General features: G+C 64.9%; 18 protein-coding genes. 7 read left to right on the top strand and 11 right to left on the bottom strand.

The features are described from left to right. Positions 1-120: 120 nt before the first annotated feature. Positions 121-1,758: a methyl-accepting chemotaxis protein gene (locus BUC40_RS16240; RefSeq protein ID WP_073267209.1), complete on the top strand. Its 1,638-nt coding sequence runs from the start codon at positions 121-123 to the stop codon at positions 1,756-1,758. A gap of 204 nt (positions 1,759-1,962) precedes the next feature. Here the strand turns inward: BUC40_RS16240 and sbcD are convergent, their stop codons facing one another. Then, a complete protein-coding gene (sbcD, locus tag BUC40_RS16235; protein WP_073267244.1) occupies positions 1,963-3,180 on the bottom strand; it encodes an exonuclease subunit SbcD in 1,218 nt (405 codons plus the stop codon). Positions 3,181-3,403: 223 nt separating this feature from the next. Between sbcD and BUC40_RS16230 the strand changes: the two genes are divergently transcribed. Further along, positions 3,404-4,090 (top strand): HAD family hydrolase, encoded by a 687-nt coding sequence (locus BUC40_RS16230; protein WP_073267208.1) that lies wholly within the window; start codon positions 3,404-3,406, stop codon positions 4,088-4,090. Between the two features lie 212 nt (positions 4,091-4,302). Here the strand turns inward: BUC40_RS16230 and BUC40_RS16225 are convergent, their stop codons facing one another. From BUC40_RS16225 to BUC40_RS16200, 6 genes are all read right to left on the bottom strand, one after another. Next, positions 4,303-4,518, bottom strand: a complete 216-nt coding sequence (locus BUC40_RS16225) for a DUF6434 domain-containing protein (protein ID WP_073267207.1) — start codon at positions 4,516-4,518, stop codon at positions 4,303-4,305. A gap of 29 nt (positions 4,519-4,547) precedes the next feature. Next, positions 4,548-5,732 (bottom strand): chromate efflux transporter, encoded by a 1,185-nt coding sequence (chrA, locus tag BUC40_RS16220; RefSeq protein WP_073267206.1) that lies wholly within the window; start codon positions 5,730-5,732, stop codon positions 4,548-4,550. A gap of 102 nt (positions 5,733-5,834) precedes the next feature. Beyond that, entirely contained in the window at positions 5,835-6,200 is a 366-nt protein-coding gene (locus tag BUC40_RS16215; protein WP_073267243.1) for a hypothetical protein, read from the bottom strand. Between the two features lie 13 nt (positions 6,201-6,213). Then, positions 6,214-6,855, bottom strand: a complete 642-nt coding sequence (locus tag BUC40_RS16210) for a dual specificity protein phosphatase family protein (RefSeq protein WP_073267205.1) — start codon at positions 6,853-6,855, stop codon at positions 6,214-6,216. Beyond that, positions 6,852-7,598, bottom strand: coding sequence for a phosphatase PAP2 family protein (locus tag BUC40_RS16205; RefSeq protein ID WP_244160663.1), 747 nt, complete (start codon positions 7,596-7,598; stop codon positions 6,852-6,854). The genes BUC40_RS16210 and BUC40_RS16205 overlap by 4 nt, the downstream gene beginning before the upstream one ends. A gap of 23 nt (positions 7,599-7,621) precedes the next feature. Further along, the gene (locus BUC40_RS16200; RefSeq protein ID WP_073267204.1) at positions 7,622-9,577 is read right to left on the bottom strand and encodes an LTA synthase family protein; all 1,956 of its coding nucleotides are present in this window, start codon (positions 9,575-9,577) and stop codon (positions 7,622-7,624) included. Between the two features lie 105 nt (positions 9,578-9,682). Here BUC40_RS16200 and BUC40_RS16195 point away from each other — a divergent pair, with 105 nt between their 5' ends. The 4 genes from BUC40_RS16195 (at position 9,683) to BUC40_RS16180 (ending at position 13,076) form a co-directional block, all read left to right on the top strand. Then, a complete protein-coding gene (locus BUC40_RS16195; protein WP_073267203.1) occupies positions 9,683-10,366 on the top strand; it encodes a response regulator transcription factor in 684 nt (227 codons plus the stop codon). Further along, entirely contained in the window at positions 10,356-11,627 is a 1,272-nt protein-coding gene (locus BUC40_RS16190) for a sensor histidine kinase (protein WP_073267202.1), read from the top strand. Before BUC40_RS16195 ends, BUC40_RS16190 begins: the two co-directional genes overlap by 11 nt. Before the next feature lie 79 nt (positions 11,628-11,706). Continuing rightward, a complete protein-coding gene (locus BUC40_RS16185) occupies positions 11,707-12,384 on the top strand; it encodes a class I SAM-dependent methyltransferase (protein ID WP_073267201.1) in 678 nt (225 codons plus the stop codon). Continuing rightward, positions 12,384-13,076 carry a lipopolysaccharide kinase InaA family protein gene (locus BUC40_RS16180; protein WP_073267200.1) on the top strand — a complete coding sequence of 231 codons (693 nt, stop codon included), beginning with the start codon at positions 12,384-12,386 and terminating at the stop codon, positions 13,074-13,076. The genes BUC40_RS16185 and BUC40_RS16180 overlap by 1 nt, the downstream gene beginning before the upstream one ends. Before the next feature lie 233 nt (positions 13,077-13,309). Here BUC40_RS16180 and BUC40_RS16175 read toward each other — a convergent pair whose 3' ends face one another. From BUC40_RS16175 to BUC40_RS16165, 3 genes are all read right to left on the bottom strand, one after another. Next, positions 13,310-13,822, bottom strand: coding sequence for a DinB family protein (locus tag BUC40_RS16175; RefSeq protein WP_073267199.1), 513 nt, complete (start codon positions 13,820-13,822; stop codon positions 13,310-13,312). 64 nt (positions 13,823-13,886) lie between these two features. Continuing rightward, positions 13,887-14,591 carry an alpha/beta fold hydrolase gene (locus BUC40_RS16170; protein WP_244160662.1) on the bottom strand — a complete coding sequence of 235 codons (705 nt, stop codon included), beginning with the start codon at positions 14,589-14,591 and terminating at the stop codon, positions 13,887-13,889. Further along, on the bottom strand, positions 14,588-15,007 hold the full coding sequence (locus BUC40_RS16165; protein ID WP_073267198.1) for an Lrp/AsnC family transcriptional regulator: 420 nt from the start codon (positions 15,005-15,007) through the stop codon (positions 14,588-14,590). The genes BUC40_RS16170 and BUC40_RS16165 overlap by 4 nt, the downstream gene beginning before the upstream one ends. Before the next feature lie 156 nt (positions 15,008-15,163). Between BUC40_RS16165 and yjeH the strand changes: the two genes are divergently transcribed. Beyond that, positions 15,164-16,438 (top strand): L-methionine/branched-chain amino acid transporter, encoded by a 1,275-nt coding sequence (gene yjeH / locus BUC40_RS16160; protein ID WP_073267197.1) that lies wholly within the window; start codon positions 15,164-15,166, stop codon positions 16,436-16,438. Here the strand turns inward: yjeH and BUC40_RS16155 are convergent. Continuing rightward, positions 16,415-21,358, bottom strand: a complete 4,944-nt coding sequence (locus BUC40_RS16155; RefSeq protein ID WP_073267196.1) for a tetratricopeptide repeat protein — start codon at positions 21,356-21,358, stop codon at positions 16,415-16,417. The genes yjeH and BUC40_RS16155 overlap by 24 nt on opposite strands. Positions 21,359-21,467: the final 109 nt, after the last annotated feature.

The following is a 21,467-nucleotide window of genomic DNA, read 5'->3' as shown; positions in this document are numbered from 1 at the left end:
CAAAATGCTTGCTTTGCGCCATGGAAAGATTAGCCTCAGCGCTCCCCGGCTCACGCCTCCTGCAAGCGCGCTGATCGGTTCTATCGAGCCGGCTTTCTCTCTCCCATAGGTACGCCCAAGATGTCGCAACCACTAACGATCGCCCAGCGCCTGGCCATGGGTTTCGGGCTGGTATTGTCGTTGATGATTCTGGTCGCCCTGGTCGGTATCCAGCGCGTTCAGGTGATCGACAGCAGCCTCAGCGAAGTCAACGACGGCGCCAGCCTAAAGCAGCGCTATGCGATCAACTTCCGCGGCAGCGTGCACGATCGTGCCATCGCTATCCGTGATCTGGTCCTGGCCCGCGAGCCCGCCGCGCTGAACGAACAACTGCAGAACATCGAGCGTCTCAACGCCTTCTACCAGCAATCGGCTGCTCCGCTGGACAAGCTGGTCGCTGCCAGCACCGCGAGCGCCGAGGAACAGCGCCAGCTCAGCCAGATCAAGGCCATTGAAAACACCGCCCGCCAACTGACCCAGCAACTGATCAGCCAGCGTCAGAGTGGCGATATCGAGGGCGCGCACACGCTGCTGTCGCGGGACGTGGCGGCCGCCTATACCGAATGGCTCAAACGCATCAACGCCTTTATCGACCTGCAGGAAAAGGACATCACCACCAGCCTGGATGGCGTGCGTGAAACCGCGGGCGGCTTCGGCCTCCTGATCGTGACCGTTACCAGCGTGGCGATCCTGCTCAGCGTGGTCATCTCGCTGCTGATCATCCGGCGCCTGCGCTCGACGCTCGGCGCCGAGCCCCACCAGGTGGCCGAGGTCATCCAGCGCCTGGCCGGTGGCGCCCTCGATCAGCGCATCGAGACCCGCTACCCGAACAGCGTGATGGGCGCGGTCAAGGACATGAGCGCGCGCCTCGGCGATACCATCGCCCAGGTGCGCAGCGCCGCCAACGAGCTGAATCTGGCTTCCGATCAGTTGCGCGCCACCTCGGCCAGCAACAACCGTCAGTTGCAGGCGCAGTCCGAAGAAGCCGAGCAGATGGCCGCGGCCATCAACCAGATGGCGGCGACGGTCAACGAAGTGGCCGGTTATGCCGGCACCGCGGCCTCGGCTACCCGCAACGCCGATAGCGAAGTGGAAACCGGCAGCCAGTTGGTGACCCAGGGCGGCCAGGCGATTCAGGAGCTGGCCAAGGTGCTCGACACGGCTGCCGAGCAGGTCGAGCAACTGGCCCACGACAGCAGCAACATCGAGACAATCATCGCGGTGATCACCGCGATCGCCGATCAGACCAATCTGCTGGCCCTCAACGCAGCCATCGAGGCTGCTCGCGCGGGCGAACATGGCCGCGGCTTTGCCGTGGTAGCCGACGAGGTGCGCTCGCTGGCCAACCGCACACAAACCTCGACCCGGGAAATCAGCAGTATGATCGAACAACTGCAGGCCGGCGCCAGCGGCGCCGCGCAGATCATGCAGACCAGCAGCGAGATGGCCCGCAAGACCGTCGCGCAGACCGCCGAGACCGAGCAGGCGCTGGGCCGGATTCGCCAGGAAGTCGGCGCGATCAAGGACATGAACGCGCAGATCGCCAGCGCCGCTCAGCAGCAGAGCCTGGTGGCCGAAGACGTCAACCAGAACATCAGCCGCATTCACGCCAGCACGGTGCAGACCACGGCCGGCTCCACCCAGGTGTCGGCGGCCAGTGAGGAACTGTCGTCGCTGGCACGTCGGCTGATCGAGCGGGTGAGCTTCTTCAGGGCCTGAGAATCTGTTCATGACCTTTATGAGCATGAAGCGACAGCTACAAGGCAGAAGCGGACATCGGTGCTTTACCTGTGGGAGCGGGCCATGCCCGCGAAAAATCACGGGCATGGCCCGCTCCCACAAATACTCTGCCGATGGCCGCTCGCGCCACTTGGCTGCCAAAATCGACGAACCTGGGCTGAAAGATCATAAAACGGCTCTGAGTCAGGCCGAGTCGTCGCGCAACTCCGCCAGCACCTTGCCGTAAAGCCCTTGCAGGCGCTGCGTCTGCTCAGGCTCCAGGGTTTCGCTGGCGAGGCGCTGTTCGAACACCTGCTCGGGCGTCAGTTCGTCGAGCATGCCCTGCTCGCCCTGCAGGCTAGCGACCGCACTGCCGCGGGCACGGCGGATGCGCAGCACTTCCACCGGCAAGCCTTCGCACAGTGCGGCGATGCGCACCTGCAGGTCGCTCAGGTAATCGTCCATCTCCACCTGCACTTCCAGCCACACCGGGCGCTCGGCGCTGCCTTCGCGCGCCACTTCGGCCAGCGCTGCCGGCAGGGTTTTCAACGAGCCGCGCACCGATTGCAGAGCCTGGAAGCGCGGCACCGGCAAGGCGCGCACCTCGCGCAAGCCGCCTTCACCCACATCCACCAGCAGCACTTCCTTCTGCTGGCGGGCTTCGTCGAAGCTCAGCGGAATCGGCGAGCCGCTGTAGCGGATATGCTCCAGGCCAGCGACCTTCTGCGGCCGGTGAATATGGCCCAGGGCGATGTAATCGACCGCCGGGAAGGATGAAGTCGGGAAGGCTTCCAGCGCACCGACGTAGATCTCGCGCACCGACTCACTGGCGCTGGCGCCGACGGTGGTCAGGTGGCCGGTGGCGATGATCGGCAGCGCCGCGCCGAGCTCTTCGCGGTGTGCCAGGGCCAGTTCGTAGAGCGCCTGGTAATGAGCGTGAATGGCTTGCTGCAGCGACAGTTGCTTGTCCGCCGCACTCTGCCCTGCTTCGCTGCGCAGCACATCGCGTGGGCGGATAAAGGGGATGGCGCAGAGCAGCGCCGCAGGCCGGCCATCGGCGCCATCGAGCACCAGCAGCTGCTCATCCAGGTGCGCACCGACGCCGGGAATCACCCGGGTGCCGAGCTGCGCCAGCAGGGTACGGCTCTCGCCGAGCATGGCCACCGAATCATGGTTGCCGCCGAGCACTACCAGCTGGCAACCGGTTTCGCGCAGGGCCACCACGAAGTGGTTGTACTGCTCGCGGGCATAACTGGGCGGCGAGCCGGTGTCGAAAATATCCCCGGCGACCAGCACCGTCTGCACCTCATGCGCGCGCACCTGCTCGATCAGCCAGGCGCAAAACGCCTGGTGCTCGGCCTGGCGCGTCTTGCCCATGAAATGCTGGCCCAGGTGCCAGTCGGAGGTGTGCAGAAGGCGCATGCGCAGCGAAATCCCGTGGGTGAAAAATCCGCTCACCATGCCTTCTCAACGCTGCCAAGGCAATGGTCTGACCTGCGCAAACAGACCGGAACACAGCGTGTTTGCTGAGCGGCTGGGCGATTGTCGGCAGATGTACCGGCAGGCCGACGCCGTACAGCGCGGTTCGAACAGAACGGGTTTCTGTGTTACACAACCAGTCCGTTTTCAGAGGAGACTGCCTGCCATGCCGCCGAAACCGCCCATCGAACTGCTGATCTGCGACTGCGACGGCGTCCTGATCGACAGCGAGATCATCGCCGAGCACCATCTGCACACAGCACTGGCAGAGTACTACCCGGCTCACGAGCTGGAGGTGGTACTGGCTGGCACCTTCGGCTTGCAGACCCGCGACATCATGGCCCGTGCCGAAGCGCATTTCGGCAAGCCGCTGCCCGAAGGATTTCTGGAAAAGAACCGCGCCATCACCAAGGCGCTGATCCGCGAGCAGGTAAAGCCGATTCCTGGTGTGCGCGAAGCGCTGCTGCAGATCGACCTGCCCCTGGCCGTGGCCTCCAACAGCCACGCCGACGCGGTAGCCTTCGCCCTGCAGCGCTGCGACTTGGTCGACCGGGTCAACGTCGGCGCGTTTAGTGCCGATCAGGTCGAACGACCAAAACCGGCACCGGATCTCTACCTGCTGGCCGCCGAGCGTGCGGGCGTCGACCCGAGCCGCTGCCTGGTGGTCGAGGACAGCGCCACCGGCGCCACCGCCGCGCTCACCGCCGGTATGCAGGTGATCGGTTTTCTCGGTGCCAGCCACATTCCGCCCGAGCATGGCGAGGCACTGCGCCAGCTGGGCGTGCACCACCTGATCGGGCGTATGAGTGAGCTGCCGGCGCTGGTAGAGCGCCTGCGCCACGGCAGTGACTAGAAACTGGCCTTAGAACCTGTTCAGGATCTTTCAGCCCAGGTTCTTCGATTTTGGCAGCTAAGTGGCGGGAGCGGCCGTAGGGTGGACAACGCTCTTTTTGTCCACCATCGCAATCGCAGAGCGGTGGACGGATAAAGCGTCGTCCACCCTACGAAGGGCAGCTTCTGCCTTGTAGCTGCAAATTCATGCTCATAAAGATCATGAACAGGTTCTTAGGCTTGGGCACCGTTACGCCGCAACCACTCGTCCACCACATCGCCCATGGTTCGCGGCGCGCCACTGCGAATCCAGGCCATGAACGGCCGGTCGAAACGAAAGTCGACGCCACACTGCTCAGTCATGAAACGACGAACCTTCCGGGTGTTGCGGTAATCATTGCTCACGGGCGTATCGCGGGTGATGGTGCCGCCGTGCCAATCAAAAGCCATGGTGCTTTCCTTGCCGATGGAGTCGGCTGTCACAGTAATAGCCACCCGATCAGCGCGCCAGCCATGACCACCAACCACGGCGGCAACTTGCCAGCCATCAGCGCCACCAGGGCGAGCAGCACCAGGGCGAAGTCCAGCAGATTGCCGACGGCGGATGTACCCACCGGGTGATAGAGCGTGGCCAACAACAGACCAACCACTCCAGCATTCACCCCCGCCAGTGCCGCCTGCAAGCGCGGCCGGGTGCGCAGATGGGCCCAGAATGGCAGCACGCCGACCAGCAGCAGAAATGACGGCGCGAAGATCGCCACCAGGCAAAGCAGGCCGCCCAGCGGGCCGGCCATGGCCGTGCCGAGAAAGGCTGCGAAGGTGAACAGCGGGCCGGGCACGGCCTGAGTGCCGCCGTAGCCGGCCAGGAACAGGTCGTTGCTCAGCAGGCCGCCTGGCACCAGCTCAGCCTGCAGCAGAGGCAGCATCACGTGGCCACCGCCGAACACCAGAGCGCCAGTTCGGTAGAACACCTCGAACATACTCAGCAGAGGACTGTTCAGCAGATGAGCCAAGAGCGGCAGGCCAACCAGCAGCAGCGCAAAGAGCGCCAGCCAAAGCGCACCGGCCCGGCGGCTGATGGCAATCGGTAGCGAATCGGCCAGGGTTTGCGCCTTGGCATCAAGCAAGGCGACGCCCACCAGACCGGCGCCAACAATCACCACCAGTTGCCCGACTGCGCCCGGCACCAGCAGCGCAAAACCCGCAGCCACCGCCATCAGCACGCGGCGTGGCGCATCCGGGCACAACGCTCGCGACATGCCCCACACCGCCTGGGCAACGATGGCTGCAGCAACGATCTTCAAACCATGCAACGCGCCAGAAGCCAGCCCATCGCCCTGCCCGGCCAGGCCGTAGGCGAATGCCATCAGCAAGAGTGCCGACGGCAGGGTGAAACCGAGCCATGCGGCCAGCGCGCCGCGGTAACCGGCTTGCGACAGACCAATCGCCATACCGACCTTGCTGCTGGCGGCGCCCGGCATGAACTGGGCGATGGCGATCAGTTCGGCGTATGCCGCCTCGCTCAACCAGCCGCGGCGGCTGACGAATTCCTGGCGGAAATAGCCGAGATGAGCGACCGGCCCACCGAACGAGGTGAGCCCCAGGCGTAGAAAAACCAAAAAGATCGACCAGAGCCGGCGGTCGTTGATTGGGGTATCGAACATTCAGCATCTCGATAGGTCAGGTGAAGGCAACGCGGACGCGCAGCCGGCAAGCGCACCAATGTGCCCTGTCGCCATGACTTTTTAAAGACGCTGCATCACGCGCTAGCTGCGTTTCAGCGAACGGCTCATGGCCTTGGCCATATCCTGATCGACCTGGTGGCGCCAGTCACGGTCGCGGTCGCTTTCCGGCTGCAGACGCCGCTCGATACCGGCGTTGGCGCTGGCCTGGCATTGCTGGAAGCCGTCATCCCAGCCGGTGGCGTACTGCTTATCGGCCAGGTACTGCGGCACGTTCTTGCGAAACGCACCGAGTGCCTTGGCCGCGCTGTCGCCGCTGGCGCAACCATCGGCATAGCCCGAAGCGAAGGCCGGTGGGTAGCCCTGGGCGAGCAGGTAGTCGCGCGTGCTCTGACAACCGCCAAGCAGCGGCAGCAGCATTGCCAGAAACAGCAGGCCCCTGGTGGCCATGGTGATCACCTCGCTACTCGTTGAGTGCGTTGAACAACTTGTCGCGCAGTGCGCAGTAGGCCCACGGGCTGGTACTGCAGGCGCCGCTGGCCAGGGCCTGGCCGAAGCGCGTCAGATCGACCTCGCGCACGTAGCGCTCGGCATCCTCGAAACGCTCCTGGCCGCCGAAACCTGCGCCGCGCATTTCGGCAATTGCCTGCTGCTTGCTCCAGCCCTGATAGACGATGCGGTACATCGCGGCGATCAGGCCGGTACGGTTCTGCCCGTGCTTGCAATGGATCAGCACCGGGCCAAGTACCTGCGCCTCGCGGATGCTGCGCAGCGCCTGCAGTACGTCGGCATCATCGACGCGGTCGGCGTGCAGCGGCTGATGGATCAGGCGGATGCCGGGATCGCTCAGCCACTCGGAATCGCTGCGCTGATAGAAATTGATCACCGTGGCGATCTTCAAGCGCTGCAGCTCGCCCTGCTGAACAGAGTTGGGCAGCGCGCTGCGATACAGATCGGGCTGCATGCGATAGAGATTGAAGGTTTTGTCCACCGGTGTGGCCCACTGCGATTCGGTGGCAGCGCTTTGCATGGCACTCCAGGCAGGCATACAAGGTGCGCCGAGCAGCAGCGCGAGCAGTAGAACGCGAGAGGTCATCGTCTTCATGCGGCGCGCTCCTGGCCGATTGCCGGCAATGGCAAGGCTGGCTGTGGCGCGCTGCGGTACAGCAGCACGCGGTAGCCCACCACGGCGATCACCCAGTCGAGCAGCAGCGTCCACAGGTTGTGGGACAGAAAATGCGCACCCTGCGCCATCCGCCCGAGCGACAACACGCAGCCCAGCGTCAGGGCGAAACCCAATGCCCAGCGGGCCAGGCGTGGGCGTCGGTCACGCAGCGCGAAATACAGCGCCAACAAGGCGAAACCGGTAGAAGCGTGACCGCCCGGCCAGCAGCGCCCGGGCTTGTCGGTTGCCGGGCGCTCGCCGATCAGCGGGCTGAAGGCTTCGTGGCCGCCGAACTGGGTGAGGCTCCACGGGCATTGCACAGCGGTGAGCGTCTTGAGCGGCGGCACGATACTGGTCGACAGCCCCAGTGCCAGCACCAGATAGCCCAGCTCGCGGCGCCAGCTTCGCAGCCTTACCGGCAGCAAGCTGACCAGAAAGGCCGCGATGCAGGCGACGCCCAGGCAGATGACCATGATCTTGACCTGGTCATGCAGCACGTTTTCCAGCCAGGAACTGCTGCCGCCGATAAAGCCCCTGGCCGGGTCGTAGAACTGCTCGGCCAGAGCGAAATCCAGCGGTTTGGGGTCGAGCACCAGCAGCAGCGCCATCAGGCCCAGCGGGATACCAGACCACAGCCGGAAGTTGAACGGGCGCGACGGCAGCGGTGAACGGCTCGATTGCATGGCGTACTCCTCGACAACCGGCTTCATGGATGGCTGGCAACAGTGGCCGAGTGGCTGGGGTGCCAGCTCAGCAGATCGTGGGTGAAGTTATGGCTGGCGCCCTGGTAATAGGCGATATCGCGCTCTACCAGCCGGTCACTCTTGGCTGCGACCTGTTCACGGCTGATACCGAGGGCATCGTCGTGGCGGCGCATGGCGCGTTTGGGGCTGAGAATCGCCAGGTCCTGGCCGTCGAACAGGCCCAGGTGCTGGTAGTTGCCGATCAGCGCGCGACCAGCCGGGGCGTCGTCGCGCAGCACGTTGTGGCCAAAGAAGGTCGAGGTGTAGTCGAAGCCCATCAGCCCGAGCAACGTCGGCGCAATATCGATCTGGCTGGTAAGCCGGGTGACCTCGGCGGGTGTGACGATGCCAGGCCCGTAAATGAACATCGGGATGTGATAGTTGGCCACCGGCAGGTCTTCCTTGCCGGCGCTACCGGCGGTGTGGTCGGCCACGAACACGAACAGGGTATTGGCGAACCACGGCTTGCTCTTGGCCTCGGCCAGGAAGCGGCCAATGGCGTAGTCGGTGTACTTCAACGCGCCTTCGCGGCCCCTGCCAGACGGGATGTCGATACGCCCTTCCGGGTAGGTGTACGGGCGATGGTTGGAGGTGGTCATCAGCTGCAGGAAGAACGGCTTGCCGGCAGCGTGGTCGGCATCGGCGACACGCAGTGTCTGCGTATAAAGATCCTCGTCACTCATGCCCCAGGCGTTCTGGAAGGTCATCTCGTCGCTGGCGACGCTGCTCTGGTCGACGATCCGGTAGCCGTTGCCGCCGAAGAAGGCATTCATGTTATCGAAGTAACCACGGCCGCCATACATGAACACGCTGTCGTAGCCCTTGTCCTTGAACTGCTGGCCGAGGCTGGCGTAACCCGACTCGCGGCCGATGCGCTTGACGATCGAGCGCCCCGGCGTTGGCGGCATCGACAGGGTGATCGCTTCCAGGCCGCGGTCGGTGCGCGTGCCCGTGGCATACAGGTTGCTGAAGAACAGGCTCTGTTTGCTCAGCGCATCGAGGTTGGGTGTCAGGCCGCGGGGATCACCGAAGGCGCCGAGGTAGCGCGCACTGAGGCTCTCGACGGTGACCAGCACCACGTTGTGGCGCTGCTCCGGGCCCGGATTGTCGACTACCCGGCGGATATCCTCGGGGTCGTCGTTGACGAAGCGCGTGTTGCTTTCGGCCACTTCCTGGCGCAGCAGCGAGCCAACCTGCTCAGCGGGCAAGGTGGCGTAGAACTTCATATAGTCCAGCTCGTTGTTGCGAAACGCCGCGAAGAACTGGAACGGGCCATTGCTGGCCAGCTCGTTCTGGTAGGCATTACCGCCCAACCCGCGAGGGAAGTTCTGGTTGACCGCCAGAGTTCCCAGCAGTGCGCCGGCAAACAGCAGGCCCCAGGCGCCCAGGGCGGTCTTGTGCGGCATCAGCGGTGCACTCAGCGCTTTGCTGACCGGTTTCCTCAAGGCCACAGCCAGGAACACCGCGGCAAGCGCCAGTGCGGCGATCAGCGGATACACCGGGTACGACTCGAGGATGTTGTTGATCACCTCCTCCGAGTACACCAGGTAATCCACGGCGATGAAGTTGAAGCGCACGCCGAACTCGTCCCAGAACAACCATTCGGCGGTTGCGGTGAACAGCATCACGAACAGGCTGATGCCGAGCAGCAGGTGCAGAAACACGCGGTGGCCGCGGCGCTTCCACAACCGATGCGGGCAGATGAGCAGGTAGAGCGCCAGCGGCAGCGTGGCATACAGCAAAAAGGTCGCATCGTAGGCCAGCCCCACCGCGAAGATGCGCACGATCTCGACGCCGCTAGCGCCTGCATCACCCCAGTGAGCAATCAGCAGCGCGCCGCGGGTGAGCAGAAAGACGCTCGCCCAGGAGAGCAGGACAATCGACAAGTAACGTAGTTGGGCGTATCGAAGCTGTGGCATCGTATGATCCTGGCTGGATGAACGAGCTCAGTCTCGCGATGGCCCCGTGAGGGCTTCGTCATGGCCATGTGAAAAAAACGTCAATCCCCGTGAAGAGAGCGTTGCATGCGCATTCTGGTAATCGAAGACAACCGCGACATCCTGGCCAATATCCTCGATTACCTGCAGCTCAAGGGGTACACGGCCGATTGTGCCCAGGACGGCCTCAGCGGCCTGCACTTAGCAACGCAGGGGCACTACGACCTGATCGTGCTGGACATCATGTTGCCCGGCCTGGACGGCTACCAGCTATGCCGCCGCCTGCGCGAAGAGGCGCGCAGCAGCATCCCGATCCTCATGCTCACCGCACGCGATGCCCTGGAGGACCGCCTGCAGGGCCTGAGCGCCGGCGCCGACGACTACCTGGTCAAACCTTTCGCGCTGTCCGAGCTGGTTGCACGGATCGAAGCCATTTTGCGCCGTTCTCAGGGCAATCGCCGGCGTTTGCTGGAAGTCGCCGACTTGGCCTATGACCTCGACATGCTCAGCGTGACCCGCGCCGGCGTGCCGATCAGACTCAACCCGCTGGGCATGAAGCTGCTTATGATCCTGATGCAGCGCTCGCCCGCCGTGGTGCGCCGCGAGGCGCTGGAAGAAGCCCTGTGGGGTGACGACTGCCCGGACAGCGACAGCCTGCGCAGCCATATCCATCAGTTGCGTCAGGCCATCGACAAACCTTTCGCCACGGCGCTGCTGCACACTGTGCACGGCGTGGGCTACCGCCTGGCGGCCAACCCCGATGCAAAATAAGCAACCGTTTCGCCGACGCATCCTGATCGCCTTCGCGACCATGACCATCCTGGTCAGCGGGGTGTTTTCCCTGAGCATCGTGGCCATCGTGCACCTGATCGAGGAGCATCTGGTGTCCGAAGAACTCGCCCTCGAACTGGGCGTGGTGGTGCAACAGGATTTGAAGAGCGGCCAGGCGCCACGCCTGGATTCGCGCACGCGCTTCTTCGCCTCGAACTACCCGCAGTACGCCATTCCGCAGCGTTATGCCGACCTGCCGGAAGGCTTCAGCGAGCAGTTGGAGGGCGAACGGGCGTTCTACATCTTCACCGAAATCATCAACGGCGACCGCTACCTGCTGGTGCAGGAGCAGAGCGACTTCGAGAAACGCGAGCAGGTGCTGTTCAACGTCGTGCTGGCGGGCTTTCTGCTGTCGGTGCTCGGCGCCCTGGTGCTGGGCTGGCTGATGTCCGAGCGGGTGATGCGCCCGGTCAGCAAACTGGCCAATCAGGTGCGCCACCGCGACCAGCTGCTGCCCTTGGCGCCGGCCCTGGCACCGGAGTACCCGGACGATGAAGTGGGCCAGTTGGCCGCTGCGTTCGACAGCACCCTGGGCCGCCTGCGCCAGTCGCTGGAGCGCGAGCGACTGTTCACCAGTGACGTCAGCCACGAGCTGCGCACGCCGCTGATGGTCATCGCCAGCTCCTGCGAGCTGCTTTCCCAGGTTGATCTGGAACCAACGCAGCGCAAGCAGGTGCAGCGCATCGAACGTGCCAGCGCGGAAATGCAGGATCTGGTGCAGACCTTCCTGCAGTTGGCCCGCGTGAAAGGCAACGAAACCCTGTTCGCCGGCAGCGCCAGCCTGCAGCAGATCGCCGACGAGCAGGTGGAGACCTGGGCCCCGCTGATGCGCGAAAAGGGCCTGGACTTCCAGGTCGACGTACAGGCGCTGCATGAGGGTGTCTACAACCCGACCCTGCTGCGCACGGTGATGGCCAACCTGCTACGCAACGCCCTGCACTACACCGAAAGCGGTTTCGTGAAACTGACCCTGCAGCAGAACGGCTTTCGAGTCGAGGACAGCGGCGTGGGCATACCCGAGCAGCACCACGAGCATATTTTCGACCCCTTCGTGCGTGGCGAGCAGGCCCGTGGTGAGGGCCTGGGGCTGGGTCTGTCGCTGGTCAAGCGGATCTGCGCCCATCAGGGCTGGCAAATCAGCGTGCACAGCCTGCCGGTGGCGGGCAGTTGCTTTGAAGTGACCTTCCAGGCCGCCAGCTGACGTTTTTTTCACGTTTGTTTGACGGGTTCATCAGAACCCGCCTCCTAACATCGAGGCACTCTCCCAGAGGTGCCTCGTCATGTCCAAACCCCGCTCCATCGAACTGGCCTTCTCCGGCAAATACGACCGGCAACATGCCCAGAGTTACCTGCACAAGCACCAGGACGGCCTGGCCAGGCGCCTTTCGCACTGGCGCGACGTCCAGGTCGGGCGCAGTGCCCTGCGTCTCGCGGGGGACCCCAATCTGGTACTCGACCTGCCCTGCGGCGCGGGCCGCTTCTGGCCGATGCTCGCCGAACACCCGAATCGGGTGATCCTGGCCGCCGACAACTCCGCGGATATGCTCGCCACCGCCCTCGCCGCCCAGCCGCCCGAGGTCGTCAACCGAGTAAAAACCTTCAAGACCTCAGCCTTCGATATCGCCCTAGGCGATAACTCGGTGGACTGCATGTTCTGCATTCGCCTGCTGCATCACTTCCAATCGGCAGAGCACCGTCTGGCGGCGCTACGCGAATTCCACCGGGTTACCCGCGATACCGTGATCGTCTCGCTGTGGGTCGATGGCAACTACAAGGCCTGGCGTCGCAACCGCCTGGAGAAGCGCCGCGGCAGTGGTGAAAATCGCTTCGTGGTGCGCCGTGAGGAGATCGAGTCCGAGTTTCTCGATGCAGGTTTTCAGGTGCTCGGCCACCGCGACTTCTTACCCGGCTATGCCATGTGGCGCACCTATGTACTGCGCAAATGTGAGGTGCGGTGATGGCGACGGTGATCGGCTATCGATCGGCAGTGCAGGCCAGTCCCTTCGAGCGCTGGTGGCAATGCCGAGGCGCCTGGGTGGAACCGCTCAACAAGCGCCGCGATGGTGAAAGCGGCGTGCAACTGTTGCTGCCACGCAACCCTTCGCACCCGGCGCTGTACAGCAAACGCCAAACCGGCCACCTGTATCGCAGCCTGCGCCACCCCCTGGGCCGCCCGACCATCCTGCGCGAGCTACATGCCTATCAGGCATTCGCTAAATTGGGCGTCAGCGTGCCAAAGCTCGTTTATGGCTCGGCCAGAAAGCATGAAGGCCAGTGGCAGGCGCTGCTGATTACCCAGGCGCTGACGGGTTTTATCAGCCTGGAGCAGTGGTACGAAGCAGAGCGGAGCCCCGAACATTCAGCCTGCATGCTGAATGCGTTGGCCGGTGCCCTGGCACGCATGCACAAGGGCCGCTGGCAGCATGGCTGCTGCTATGCCAAGCATGTCTTCATCAGAATCAACGAAGTTGACGGCAGTTCACCCAGCGCCGAAATCACCCTGCTCGACCTGGAGAAAAGCCGCCGCCGCTGGCGCACCGCCGATGCCTCCCGGCATGACATGCGCCAGTTGAAACGTCATTGCGGGGCGATGCCTGAGGGGGATTGGCAGCTGCTGATGCAGGCCTACACGGCGGCGTTAGCCGCTTAGAACCTGTTCACGATCTTTCGACTCGACCTCAGCGCGTTGACTGCAAAGTGGCATAAGCGAACGCGGGCCCCTAACTGTGGGAGCGGGCCATGCCCGCGAAAAATCACGGGCATGGCCTAGGCGTCCCTGCCCGCTCCCATAGGTAAAGCACTAATGGCCGCTTCTGCCTTGTAGCAACCTCTTTCAATGTCGCCTAAAAAGATCGTGAACAGACTCTCAGGGCGAACACGAGCTCAGCCGAGCGCTTCACGGGCAAGCTCGCGCCTGCCCGGCTGTGCCTCGTGCAGATACCGGGTAAAGGTATCCTTCGGCCGTTCGAGCCCATGAATCGCTAACGTTCTCGATGCCATGCCACGGTGATTGCTGCCGTGGGTGAGCAGGTGCAGCAACACCTCTTCGACCGACAACTGGCCAAGGTCGCCATCGGTGAAGCGAAAGGCGATAACGCGCTGCAGTTCTTCGGCTGTGGCGCGTTCTGCGAAGGCGACGAGCCAGGCATCGTTGTGCGCGATGCGCGCCTTGAGCTCGTCGAATGAGGGAGTCTCACGGGTATTGTCGCCGCTGTAGTGCTCCGCCTCACCGGACAGGCGGCTGATAAACAGGCTGTCGACGACCGTGATGTGGTTGAGGATGCGCACGAAGAACTCCGCATCGTTCTGGGGAAGCAGATGCTGTTGGCGCTCGCCCAACGCGAGCAGCTCGGCATTCGCCCATAGTTTGTATTTGAAGGCATCGGCGAACAGCATCTTGCGACTCCTTGGCATCGGTATCGGTTGAAGAGGAAGCGGTCCAGCTTACGCCGCCGCGGATCTATAGCTGTTCTGCATATGTTCTGAGGGCCAAGGCCGCCTCAACCGGCGCAGCCTGAAGCAAGCAGTGCGGAGCAGCGACCGAGACAACGCGAATAGCGGGGAGCTCGCGTTGTATAAGAGCGCAAGAAGATGACGGAACGAGCCTGTCTTCCGTCGCTTGAAGATAGAGCACTGGTGTTGAAATGGATTTCAGTTTCGGCAGCACATTGACGGTATGGATGGCCCTCATCCTGGCGGAAAAAGCAGCGGGCGATAATTGGCTGACTGCCGATGCCAAGGCTGAACAGAGCGCCTTGCTTGAATAGCGACCAAGCAACAAGTAATCGAGAACTGCAATTGGCGCTCGTCTGGGTGACACGGTCTTGGCCAGCCGCCAAAGTGCGGTGATAGCCGGGCGCGGGCTTACGGCAAAGGTGCTGCAAAGAATCAAGCCAGTCAGGCCAGGTGGCTGCGCGGCCGCAATCGATATGGCGATAGGCCCGGAGAACGATTCCCCAAGAAGCATGAATGCCTCGCCCTTGGGCAACGATGAGATAACCAGGCGCTCCAACGCCTCGTAACCCAAGGCTTCGGTAGCGGGATAGCGAACCACTCGGATATCGAAAGTGAGGCCGAGTTGATCGATGAGCGGTAGGAACAGCGAACCGGTTCCATCCATACCGGGAAGCAGCACCAGTATCGGAGCACAACCGTTGCGCCTCACATCACCCAATCCTTGACCACCATATGGGTCTTCACCTTGAACACGCCCGGCAGGTTTTCGATTTCGCCGCGCACTTCGGCAAGGCGCTCCATGGACGCCGCCTCGATGTAGATCAGCATATCCGTCTCGCCGCTGATGCCCGAGCAGCGCCGTACTTCCGGGAAGGCGCGCATGCGCTCGACGTAGTGCTCGCAGCGCCCGCCTTTGTAGAACAGCTCCAGATAGGCCTTGACCACCACCGCATCAGGCTCAGCGATGCGGGCGTGGTAACCCTGGATGACGCCGCTGGCTTCCAACTGGCGGATGCGCTCGCTCACGGCCGAGCGTGACAGGTTGACCTGGCGGGCCACCTCGGTGACGGTCAGGCGCGCGTCGGCGCACAGCAGGGCGATGATGCGTTGATCGAACTTATCCACTGAAGCTCTCTGCAAACAGGATGACGGCCATTGCCGCCGTTTCGTCGGTGATCGGCGACGCTTCGCCAGCAGCCGCCAAAGCGAAGCGGCCTTACCATGGCGATACGGCCGGCAGGCGCTCTGCCAGGGGCCGCGTCAGGAGCGAGAGCATACAACATGAGCCGATTGAACAAGGAACTGGGGCTGCTGCAGGGTGTGGGTTTGCTGAGCACTTCGCTGCTCGGCACCGGGGTCTTCGTGATTCCCGCGCTGGCCGCTACGGCCGCTGGCGAGATTTCGCTATGGGCCTGGCTGCTGCTGATCGTGCTGATTCTGCCGATGGCCTTCACCTTCGCCCAGCTCGGCCGCCATTACCCCCATGCCGGCGGCGCGCCGCACCTGATCGGCCGTGCATTCGGCGCGCCCATGGAGCGCACCAGCGCCTGGCTGTTTCTGGCGGTGATTCCGGTGGGCCTGCCGGCGGCGTTGAATATCGCCAGCGGCTTCTGGCATGCGCTGTTCGCGCTGAGCGACCTGGCGATCCTCGCCATCCAGCTGGCAACCCTGGGCATCATTCTGCTACTCGGCCAGCGCCCCGCCCGCACCTCCGGCAGCGTGCAGATCGTCATCGCCCTGGCCATCGTCGCCACCATCGCGCTGATCTGGTTCAAGGGCGACCTGCCCCACGCCGAGCAACCGCTGCTGCCGCCGTTGGCCGGCAACTGGCAATTACTGCCCGTGGCCTTGGGGGTGATGTTCTGGTGCTTCGTCGGCATCGAGGCCTTCACCCACCTGGGCGAGGAATTCAAGAATCCGCAGCGCGACTTCCCTCTGGCGCTGGTGCTCGGTGTGCTGCTCGCCGGGCTGGTGTACTGGGCCTGTTCGGTGGCGGTGCTGAGCTTCCATGCCTACGGCGACGCGCGCACCGATGCCGCCTCGCTGCCGCTGATGCTCGACGTGCTGCTCGGCGATCAGGCCCGCTGGCTCAGTGCGAGCATCGGTTACCTGGCCTGTTTCGCCTCGATGAACGTGTACATCCAGGGCTTCTCGCGGCTGATCTGGAGCCTGGCCGATGAAGGCAAGCTGCCGCGCGCCCTGGCCGTTCGCAATGCCAATGGCGTACCGGCCAGGGCGTTGCTTCTGGTAGTGCTCAGCTGCGCCCTCAGCGCCACCCTGATCTGGGCCCTGGCCCTGCCGCTGGACCAGTTGATCCGCTACGCCAACGGCAACTTCATCGTCATCTACCTGCTCAGCATGGCAGCCGGCTGGCTGTTGCTGCAGGGCCTGTGGCGTTGGCTGGCAGGCCTCAGCACGCTGCTGTGCCTGGGCCTGCTGCTGACCCTGGGGCTCGATGCGCTGTACGCCATCGGTTTACTGGCCGGCCTGCTGCTCATTGATCGCCTGCAGCTGTCGCGCCGCGCTGGCCTGTCAGCGCTGCCACCAGCGCAGTAACTGCCAGCGCCAGCGCGCCGGCGGAAACTCACCGTGCCAGCCCAGGCGTACGCCGAGACGCTGGCGCAAGCGCCAGAACGGCAGATGTTTGGCACCGGCCATCTCCTCGGCCTGGCGCAGGCTCTCACGGGCCTGGGCCGGATCGCTGGTCGCAGCGGCCTGCGCCAGCTTGAACAGCGCCCGGTAATAGTCGCGCATGGAGGCGTCCTGCAGGCTCTCGATCAGGGCATTCAGCTCGGCCTGGTCGCCCGCCAGCGCGGCATCGACCGCCAGCCAGACGCGCCCATCGGTACCTGACGGATAACGCTCCAGCGACAGACGCGACACCTCGGCCGCCAGTGCATCCATGCCGCGCAAACGATAGGCCAGCGCCAGGTTGTCCAGGGCCCAGGCGGGCGTGTCCGGCCGGCGCCAGTCGTTCAGGGTGTCGAACATCAGGCGATAGCGCTTGCTCTCGATCAGCGCATAACTGGCAGCGCCCCATACATCGGCGCTTTCCGCCAACGCCTGGCGGCAGCGCTTGAGGGTGGAGCCCAGCAGGATGCGGTTGGCGTGCCGGTGACCGCCCAGCAAGCGGAACATGGCGCACTTGGCGGCATGTTTGGGATCGTTGCGCAGTGCCTTGTTGAAGGCGGCCGACAGGGTCAGGTTGCTGAGCATGTCGTGGGTACGCCAGCCCAGCCAGGTTTCCACGGCAGCGCTGTGCAGTTCGCCCGCCGCCACGCCGGCATCCAGCACTTGGCGCAGCACCGGTTCGCGCACGGCGAAGCCGGCGACATCCTGCTCCCAATTGGTCTCGCCCGCCGGGTCGCTGGCCAGTACTGTCAGCGCGCGCTGCAGCAGCGCCTTGTCGCCGTTGCCCCTGGCCAGGGGCAGCACACGCCGCCAGGCAGCGACCGTATCGCCCGTCTCGAGCAGGGCATCCAGGCGTTCCAGGGCAGTATCCGCACCCTGCAATTCGCGCAGCAGGTCGAAGGTATTGAACGCCGCAAAGCCGTAGCGCGCATCCAGTGCCCAGGCCTGCTCGAAGGCCGGCAGCGCGTCGGCCTTGTCGCCGTTGAGCAATAGCGCGTGGCCAAGGAAACCATGGGCCATGGCCAGCCGCGGCTCCAGGCGCACCATCTCGCGAGCCGCCGCGATGTAGGCCGGATACTGGCCATCCTCGTCGTGCCAGTCGGCCAGCTGCCGCCAGCCATCGTAGTAGTCCGGATGTTGTACCAGCAGCGCGCGCAGCGCCTCGATGGCCCCGGCATCCCCTTCGGCGCGCAAGGCTCGCGGGCCATACAGGGCCATTTCCACGGGTGGCTTGCCTTCCCAGCAGGGTGCGGCGAGCAGTTCGCGAACCTCGGCGAAGCGTTCGCCTTCCATCAGCAGTTGCAGCAGACGGTCGTTGATCGCGCGGCTGCGCGGGCTGTAAGCCAGCGCCGCACGCAGGGCGTTCTCCCGCGTCTCGCGGTCGGTCTCCAGATCGGCCAGGGCCAACCAGGCGTCGACATCGCCAGGACGGTTTTCCACCAGTTGCCTGGTCAGTTGCAGCGGCCGCTCTGCGGCCTGCAATTGCTCGGCGTAGTACTTGAGCTGATTCCACGCCCATTCGTGGCCGGGCTCGGCTCGCAGTACTCGTTCGGCCTGGTCGGCGGCCTCCGCGAACGCATCGCGCCGCCCCAGCACATAGGCCAGGTAGGCGCGCAGCTCGGTGTCCTCGGGCACTTGCGCGACCACCCGGCGCAACTGCTGCTCGGCCTCGTCGAGGCGCTCGCCCTGCTCCAGCAGGCAGTCGACGTGCAGGCTTACCGTGGGCGTCCACAGCGGGTTGATACGGAAGCTGTCCTGCAGAGCCTGGCAGCAGGCATCCAGGTCGCCCTGTTGCTTGTGCAGACGGGCCAGCTCCAGCGACAGCCGTGGCAGCAGCGGGAAGCGCTCGATGGCCCGGCCGAGGGTGTCGGCTGCCGCCGGGTACTGCTCCATGCGCGCCTGCTGACGGGCGACCACCACCCACAGGTGCCAAAGATCCTCGCGCTGGCCGAGGGCCTCGCGCAACTGATCGAGCAGCACCTGGGGCTCGAGCAGGCGCTGGGCCTGCTGTTCATAGGCCAGCCAGCCATCACCGAAGGTCACCTGGCGGGTCAGCTCGGCATGGATAGCCGCCAGCGTGTCGACGGCCTGCTGATGGCTTTCGCAAGTATCGAGCAGCATGTTGCTGGCGTATTCGTTGTCGACGAACAGGCCCAGGGCCCTCTGGAACGCGTCGCGGGCGGCCTCGCGCTGGCCGTCCTGCAGCAGCACGAAACCATGGGTAGAGTGGAAATAGGTGTTCTGCGCATCGACCAGCCCGGCCTGCCGGCAGACTTCCAGTGCCTCGTCGCGCCGCCCCTGGCGGGCCAGGCATCCAGCCAGCTCACGCAGCGTCCAGGCGTGTTCCGGGTGATTGTCCAGCAGGCGCCGCAGTGCCTGCTCGGTAGCCGGCAGAGAGCGCCGCTTGGCACGCTCGACCTGCAGCTCGGCGATGCCCAGATGATGCGGATACTCGGTCGCCAGTGCTTCGACATAGGCGTCGGCAGCCTCACTGCCCTCCCCCTGCTCCAGCAGCGTCACACACAAGCGGTGCGCCCCTACCGCCAGGGGCTCGAGCGTGGCGGCCTCGCGTGCCCAGGCAAGGGTCTGGCGCGGCTCGTCCATGCGCCGCATGCCAGCCTGCACCGCCGCACGCAACCACGCCGCTCGCCGGCACAATGGCTCGGCCTGGGTGAGCAGTGCCTGGCAGCCCTGGGCATCGCCGTTACGCCCGAGGTGCTCGGCCAGGCCGAGCAGCAACTCGCCATCTGCCGGACGCCAGGCCAGTGCCTGCTCCAGCAGCGCCTGTGCCTCGTAGGGGCGCTGCATTTCCTCCAGGGTTTCGCTGAGGGTCAGGCTCGGCGCTGCCGCCAAGCGGCCCAGCCGCGCCTGGCGCCGTTCGAGGAACTGCAGGCCCTCGGCGGTTCTGCCCAGCGCACGCAGGGCGCGGAAGTACTGCACGGCATAGCCCTCGTGGGAGGCGTGCAGGCAGGCCGCCAGGCGATACAGTTCGCAGGCTTCCTCGCGGCGATCTTCGCCCCAGCGCAGGCTGGCCAGGGTGTTCCAGGCCCGCGCCTGGGTGGGCGTCTGCAGCAGCACCCGCTGGATAATGCCGGCCACCTGGTCGTGGCAACGGCCGTCCTCGCTGAGCAGCTCGGCGTAACGCACGCTGATGGTCGGCTCGTTCCAGCGCGCCTGGCAGTGCCCACCCAGCCACTCGAGCTGCACGCCGCGTGGCTGCAGCTGGGCAAGAGATGTGGCCTTGGAGAGGATCAGGTTGGCATCGTCGGGAAACTGCACGAGCAGCGCCTCGGTGCCCCGCAGCACTTCGCGCTCCTGGCCGTCGTACCAGCCCAGCGAACGCTGCGCCTGCCAGGTCAGCCGATGCTCCGGGCTCAGGGCTTGCAAGGCCTGGTAGGCCGCCAGCGCCTCGTCACGTCGATGCACTTCCAGGGCGCTGGTGAAGCGGTAGTAGATATCCCACAGCTCACGGTCCGGCAGGCTAAGGCCGTCCAGACGCGCTGCCTGCTCGGCCGGCAACAGCAGCATGCCGCGCGGCCCGGAAGCGCGTTGCGACTCGAACAGCAGCTCGGCCAGGCTCTCGCCATGGTGAGGCTGCGCCGGGTCACGCACCAGCAGCGTACCGCGCGGCTCGTCGTAACCAACCAGTGCCTGCAGGTGCCCGCTGCCGGTGTATTGCAGGGTCAGGGTAAAGGGAATGCCGCGGTCGAGCAGCGCACGGCTGCTGGCCCAGTCCGCGGTGAACTCCACGGCCAGGTAGCCGTTGCGCTCGGCCCAGGCGCGCTCGGCCTGGTGCGTGGTGCCGTCGTAGCAGATATCCTCTGCGACCTCGAGATGCTCGACGCTCTTGCCCCAGTAATCGGAAATCGCCGTCAGGGTCGCCGGCACGCAGGTCATGTGGTGCTGGCGCACGAAGGGCACGGGCAGCAGCACGCGGCGCCCGGTGGGGCTGGCCAGGTGCGCCTGGATCTTCTCGTAGAAACCGCCGCCGGCCTTCTCGGCCAACTGCCGGCCGGCGGCATGATCGCCCTGCAGGCAGGCGATGTCGCAGCGGCGCGCGGCGATCCAGTCGCTGGAGCTGCGCTCCTCAATGCACTGCAGCGTCTGCATGTGGTCGAGCCAGGTGCTGGCCTCGTCGAGTTCTTCGCGCTCGATCAGCAGGTTGACCAGGTGCGCGCAGATCGCCGCGCTCTCCATTTCCCGGGCGCCGCGGCGCAGCAGCTGCAGCGCCGCTTCGGTCTGCCCCAGTTGCAGCTGCAGGCCGGCCGCCTGGGTCAGCGCCGAGCGAAAGTCCGGCTGCCGGGCCAACACCTGCTCGCACAGCGCCAGGGCCTCTTCGCGGCGATCTTCCAGCTCCAGACCATGACTGCGCTCGACCAGCAGCCACAGGTCATCGTCGCCATGCTGGCAGGCCTGTTCGTAGAGGGCCTGGGCGGTTTCGAAGTCGCGCAGCGAAGCGTACAGGTAGGCCTTGAACGACAGCCATTCGGCCCGTAGCGCCGTATCAGTCGGCAGCCAGTCGCCAAAGCCCTGCAGCAGGCGCCAGGCCCGGTAATGCCCGCGCCGGGCCATCTGCATGCGCAGGAAACGCAAACGCGCCGGAGCCGACTGCGGGTAGCGACGGTAAGCCAGCCAGGTCAGCACGTCGGCCAGCCGCGGCGCACCGATGTGCCCGGCCAGGCGCGCCATGCAGCCCATGGCCTCGGCGCCCTGCCAGTAACGCGGGTCGCCCTGCTCACTGGCCAGGGCATAGGCCTGCAGGTGCAGGCCGCGGTCGATCAGCGCCTCCACGCGCTCCAGCAGCGCTGGCGAAGGAAGCTGAGCATTGGGGTTGAAAACGGACATGGAGCGCCCTTCCCTGGTCATCGAGTGTCAGCCGGCACTCTATTGCGGCGCGTTACTCACGACAAGGCCGCCACGCTGCACCTGTGACGGCCTGCTCGGGTACAATTAC

It is taken from the genome of Phytopseudomonas punonensis, from assembly GCF_900142655.1.
GTDB classification, from domain to species: Bacteria; Pseudomonadota; Gammaproteobacteria; order Pseudomonadales; family Pseudomonadaceae; genus Aquipseudomonas; species Aquipseudomonas punonensis.
This window is presented reverse-complemented; position numbering and strand designations above follow the sequence as displayed.

What these genes read in the sequence shown, in the direction of transcription:
- BUC40_RS16240 (WP_073267209.1), top strand. Translation starts at nt 121, where the DNA reads ATGTCGCAACCACTAACGATCGCCCAGCGCCTGGCCATGGGTTTCGGG.
- sbcD (WP_073267244.1), bottom strand. Translation starts at nt 3,180, where the DNA reads ATGCGCCTTCTGCACACCTCCGACTGGCACCTGGGCCAGCATTTCATG.
- BUC40_RS16230 (WP_073267208.1), top strand. Translation starts at nt 3,404, where the DNA reads ATGCCGCCGAAACCGCCCATCGAACTGCTGATCTGCGACTGCGACGGC.
- BUC40_RS16225 (WP_073267207.1), bottom strand. Translation starts at nt 4,518, where the DNA reads ATGGCTTTTGATTGGCACGGCGGCACCATCACCCGCGATACGCCCGTG.
- chrA (WP_073267206.1), bottom strand. Translation starts at nt 5,732, where the DNA reads ATGTTCGATACCCCAATCAACGACCGCCGGCTCTGGTCGATCTTTTTG.
- BUC40_RS16215 (WP_073267243.1), bottom strand. Translation starts at nt 6,200, where the DNA reads ATGGCCACCAGGGGCCTGCTGTTTCTGGCAATGCTGCTGCCGCTGCTT.
- BUC40_RS16210 (WP_073267205.1), bottom strand. Translation starts at nt 6,855, where the DNA reads ATGAAGACGATGACCTCTCGCGTTCTACTGCTCGCGCTGCTGCTCGGC.
- BUC40_RS16205 (WP_244160663.1), bottom strand. Translation starts at nt 7,598, where the DNA reads ATGCAATCGAGCCGTTCACCGCTGCCGTCGCGCCCGTTCAACTTCCGG.
- BUC40_RS16200 (WP_073267204.1), bottom strand. Translation starts at nt 9,577, where the DNA reads ATGCCACAGCTTCGATACGCCCAACTACGTTACTTGTCGATTGTCCTG.
- BUC40_RS16195 (WP_073267203.1), top strand. Translation starts at nt 9,683, where the DNA reads ATGCGCATTCTGGTAATCGAAGACAACCGCGACATCCTGGCCAATATC.
- BUC40_RS16190 (WP_073267202.1), top strand. Translation starts at nt 10,356, where the DNA reads ATGCAAAATAAGCAACCGTTTCGCCGACGCATCCTGATCGCCTTCGCG.
- BUC40_RS16185 (WP_073267201.1), top strand. Translation starts at nt 11,707, where the DNA reads ATGTCCAAACCCCGCTCCATCGAACTGGCCTTCTCCGGCAAATACGAC.
- BUC40_RS16180 (WP_073267200.1), top strand. Translation starts at nt 12,384, where the DNA reads ATGGCGACGGTGATCGGCTATCGATCGGCAGTGCAGGCCAGTCCCTTC.
- BUC40_RS16175 (WP_073267199.1), bottom strand. Translation starts at nt 13,822, where the DNA reads ATGCTGTTCGCCGATGCCTTCAAATACAAACTATGGGCGAATGCCGAG.
- yjeH (WP_073267197.1), top strand. Translation starts at nt 15,164, where the DNA reads ATGAGCCGATTGAACAAGGAACTGGGGCTGCTGCAGGGTGTGGGTTTG.
- BUC40_RS16155 (WP_073267196.1), bottom strand. Translation starts at nt 21,358, where the DNA reads ATGTCCGTTTTCAACCCCAATGCTCAGCTTCCTTCGCCAGCGCTGCTG.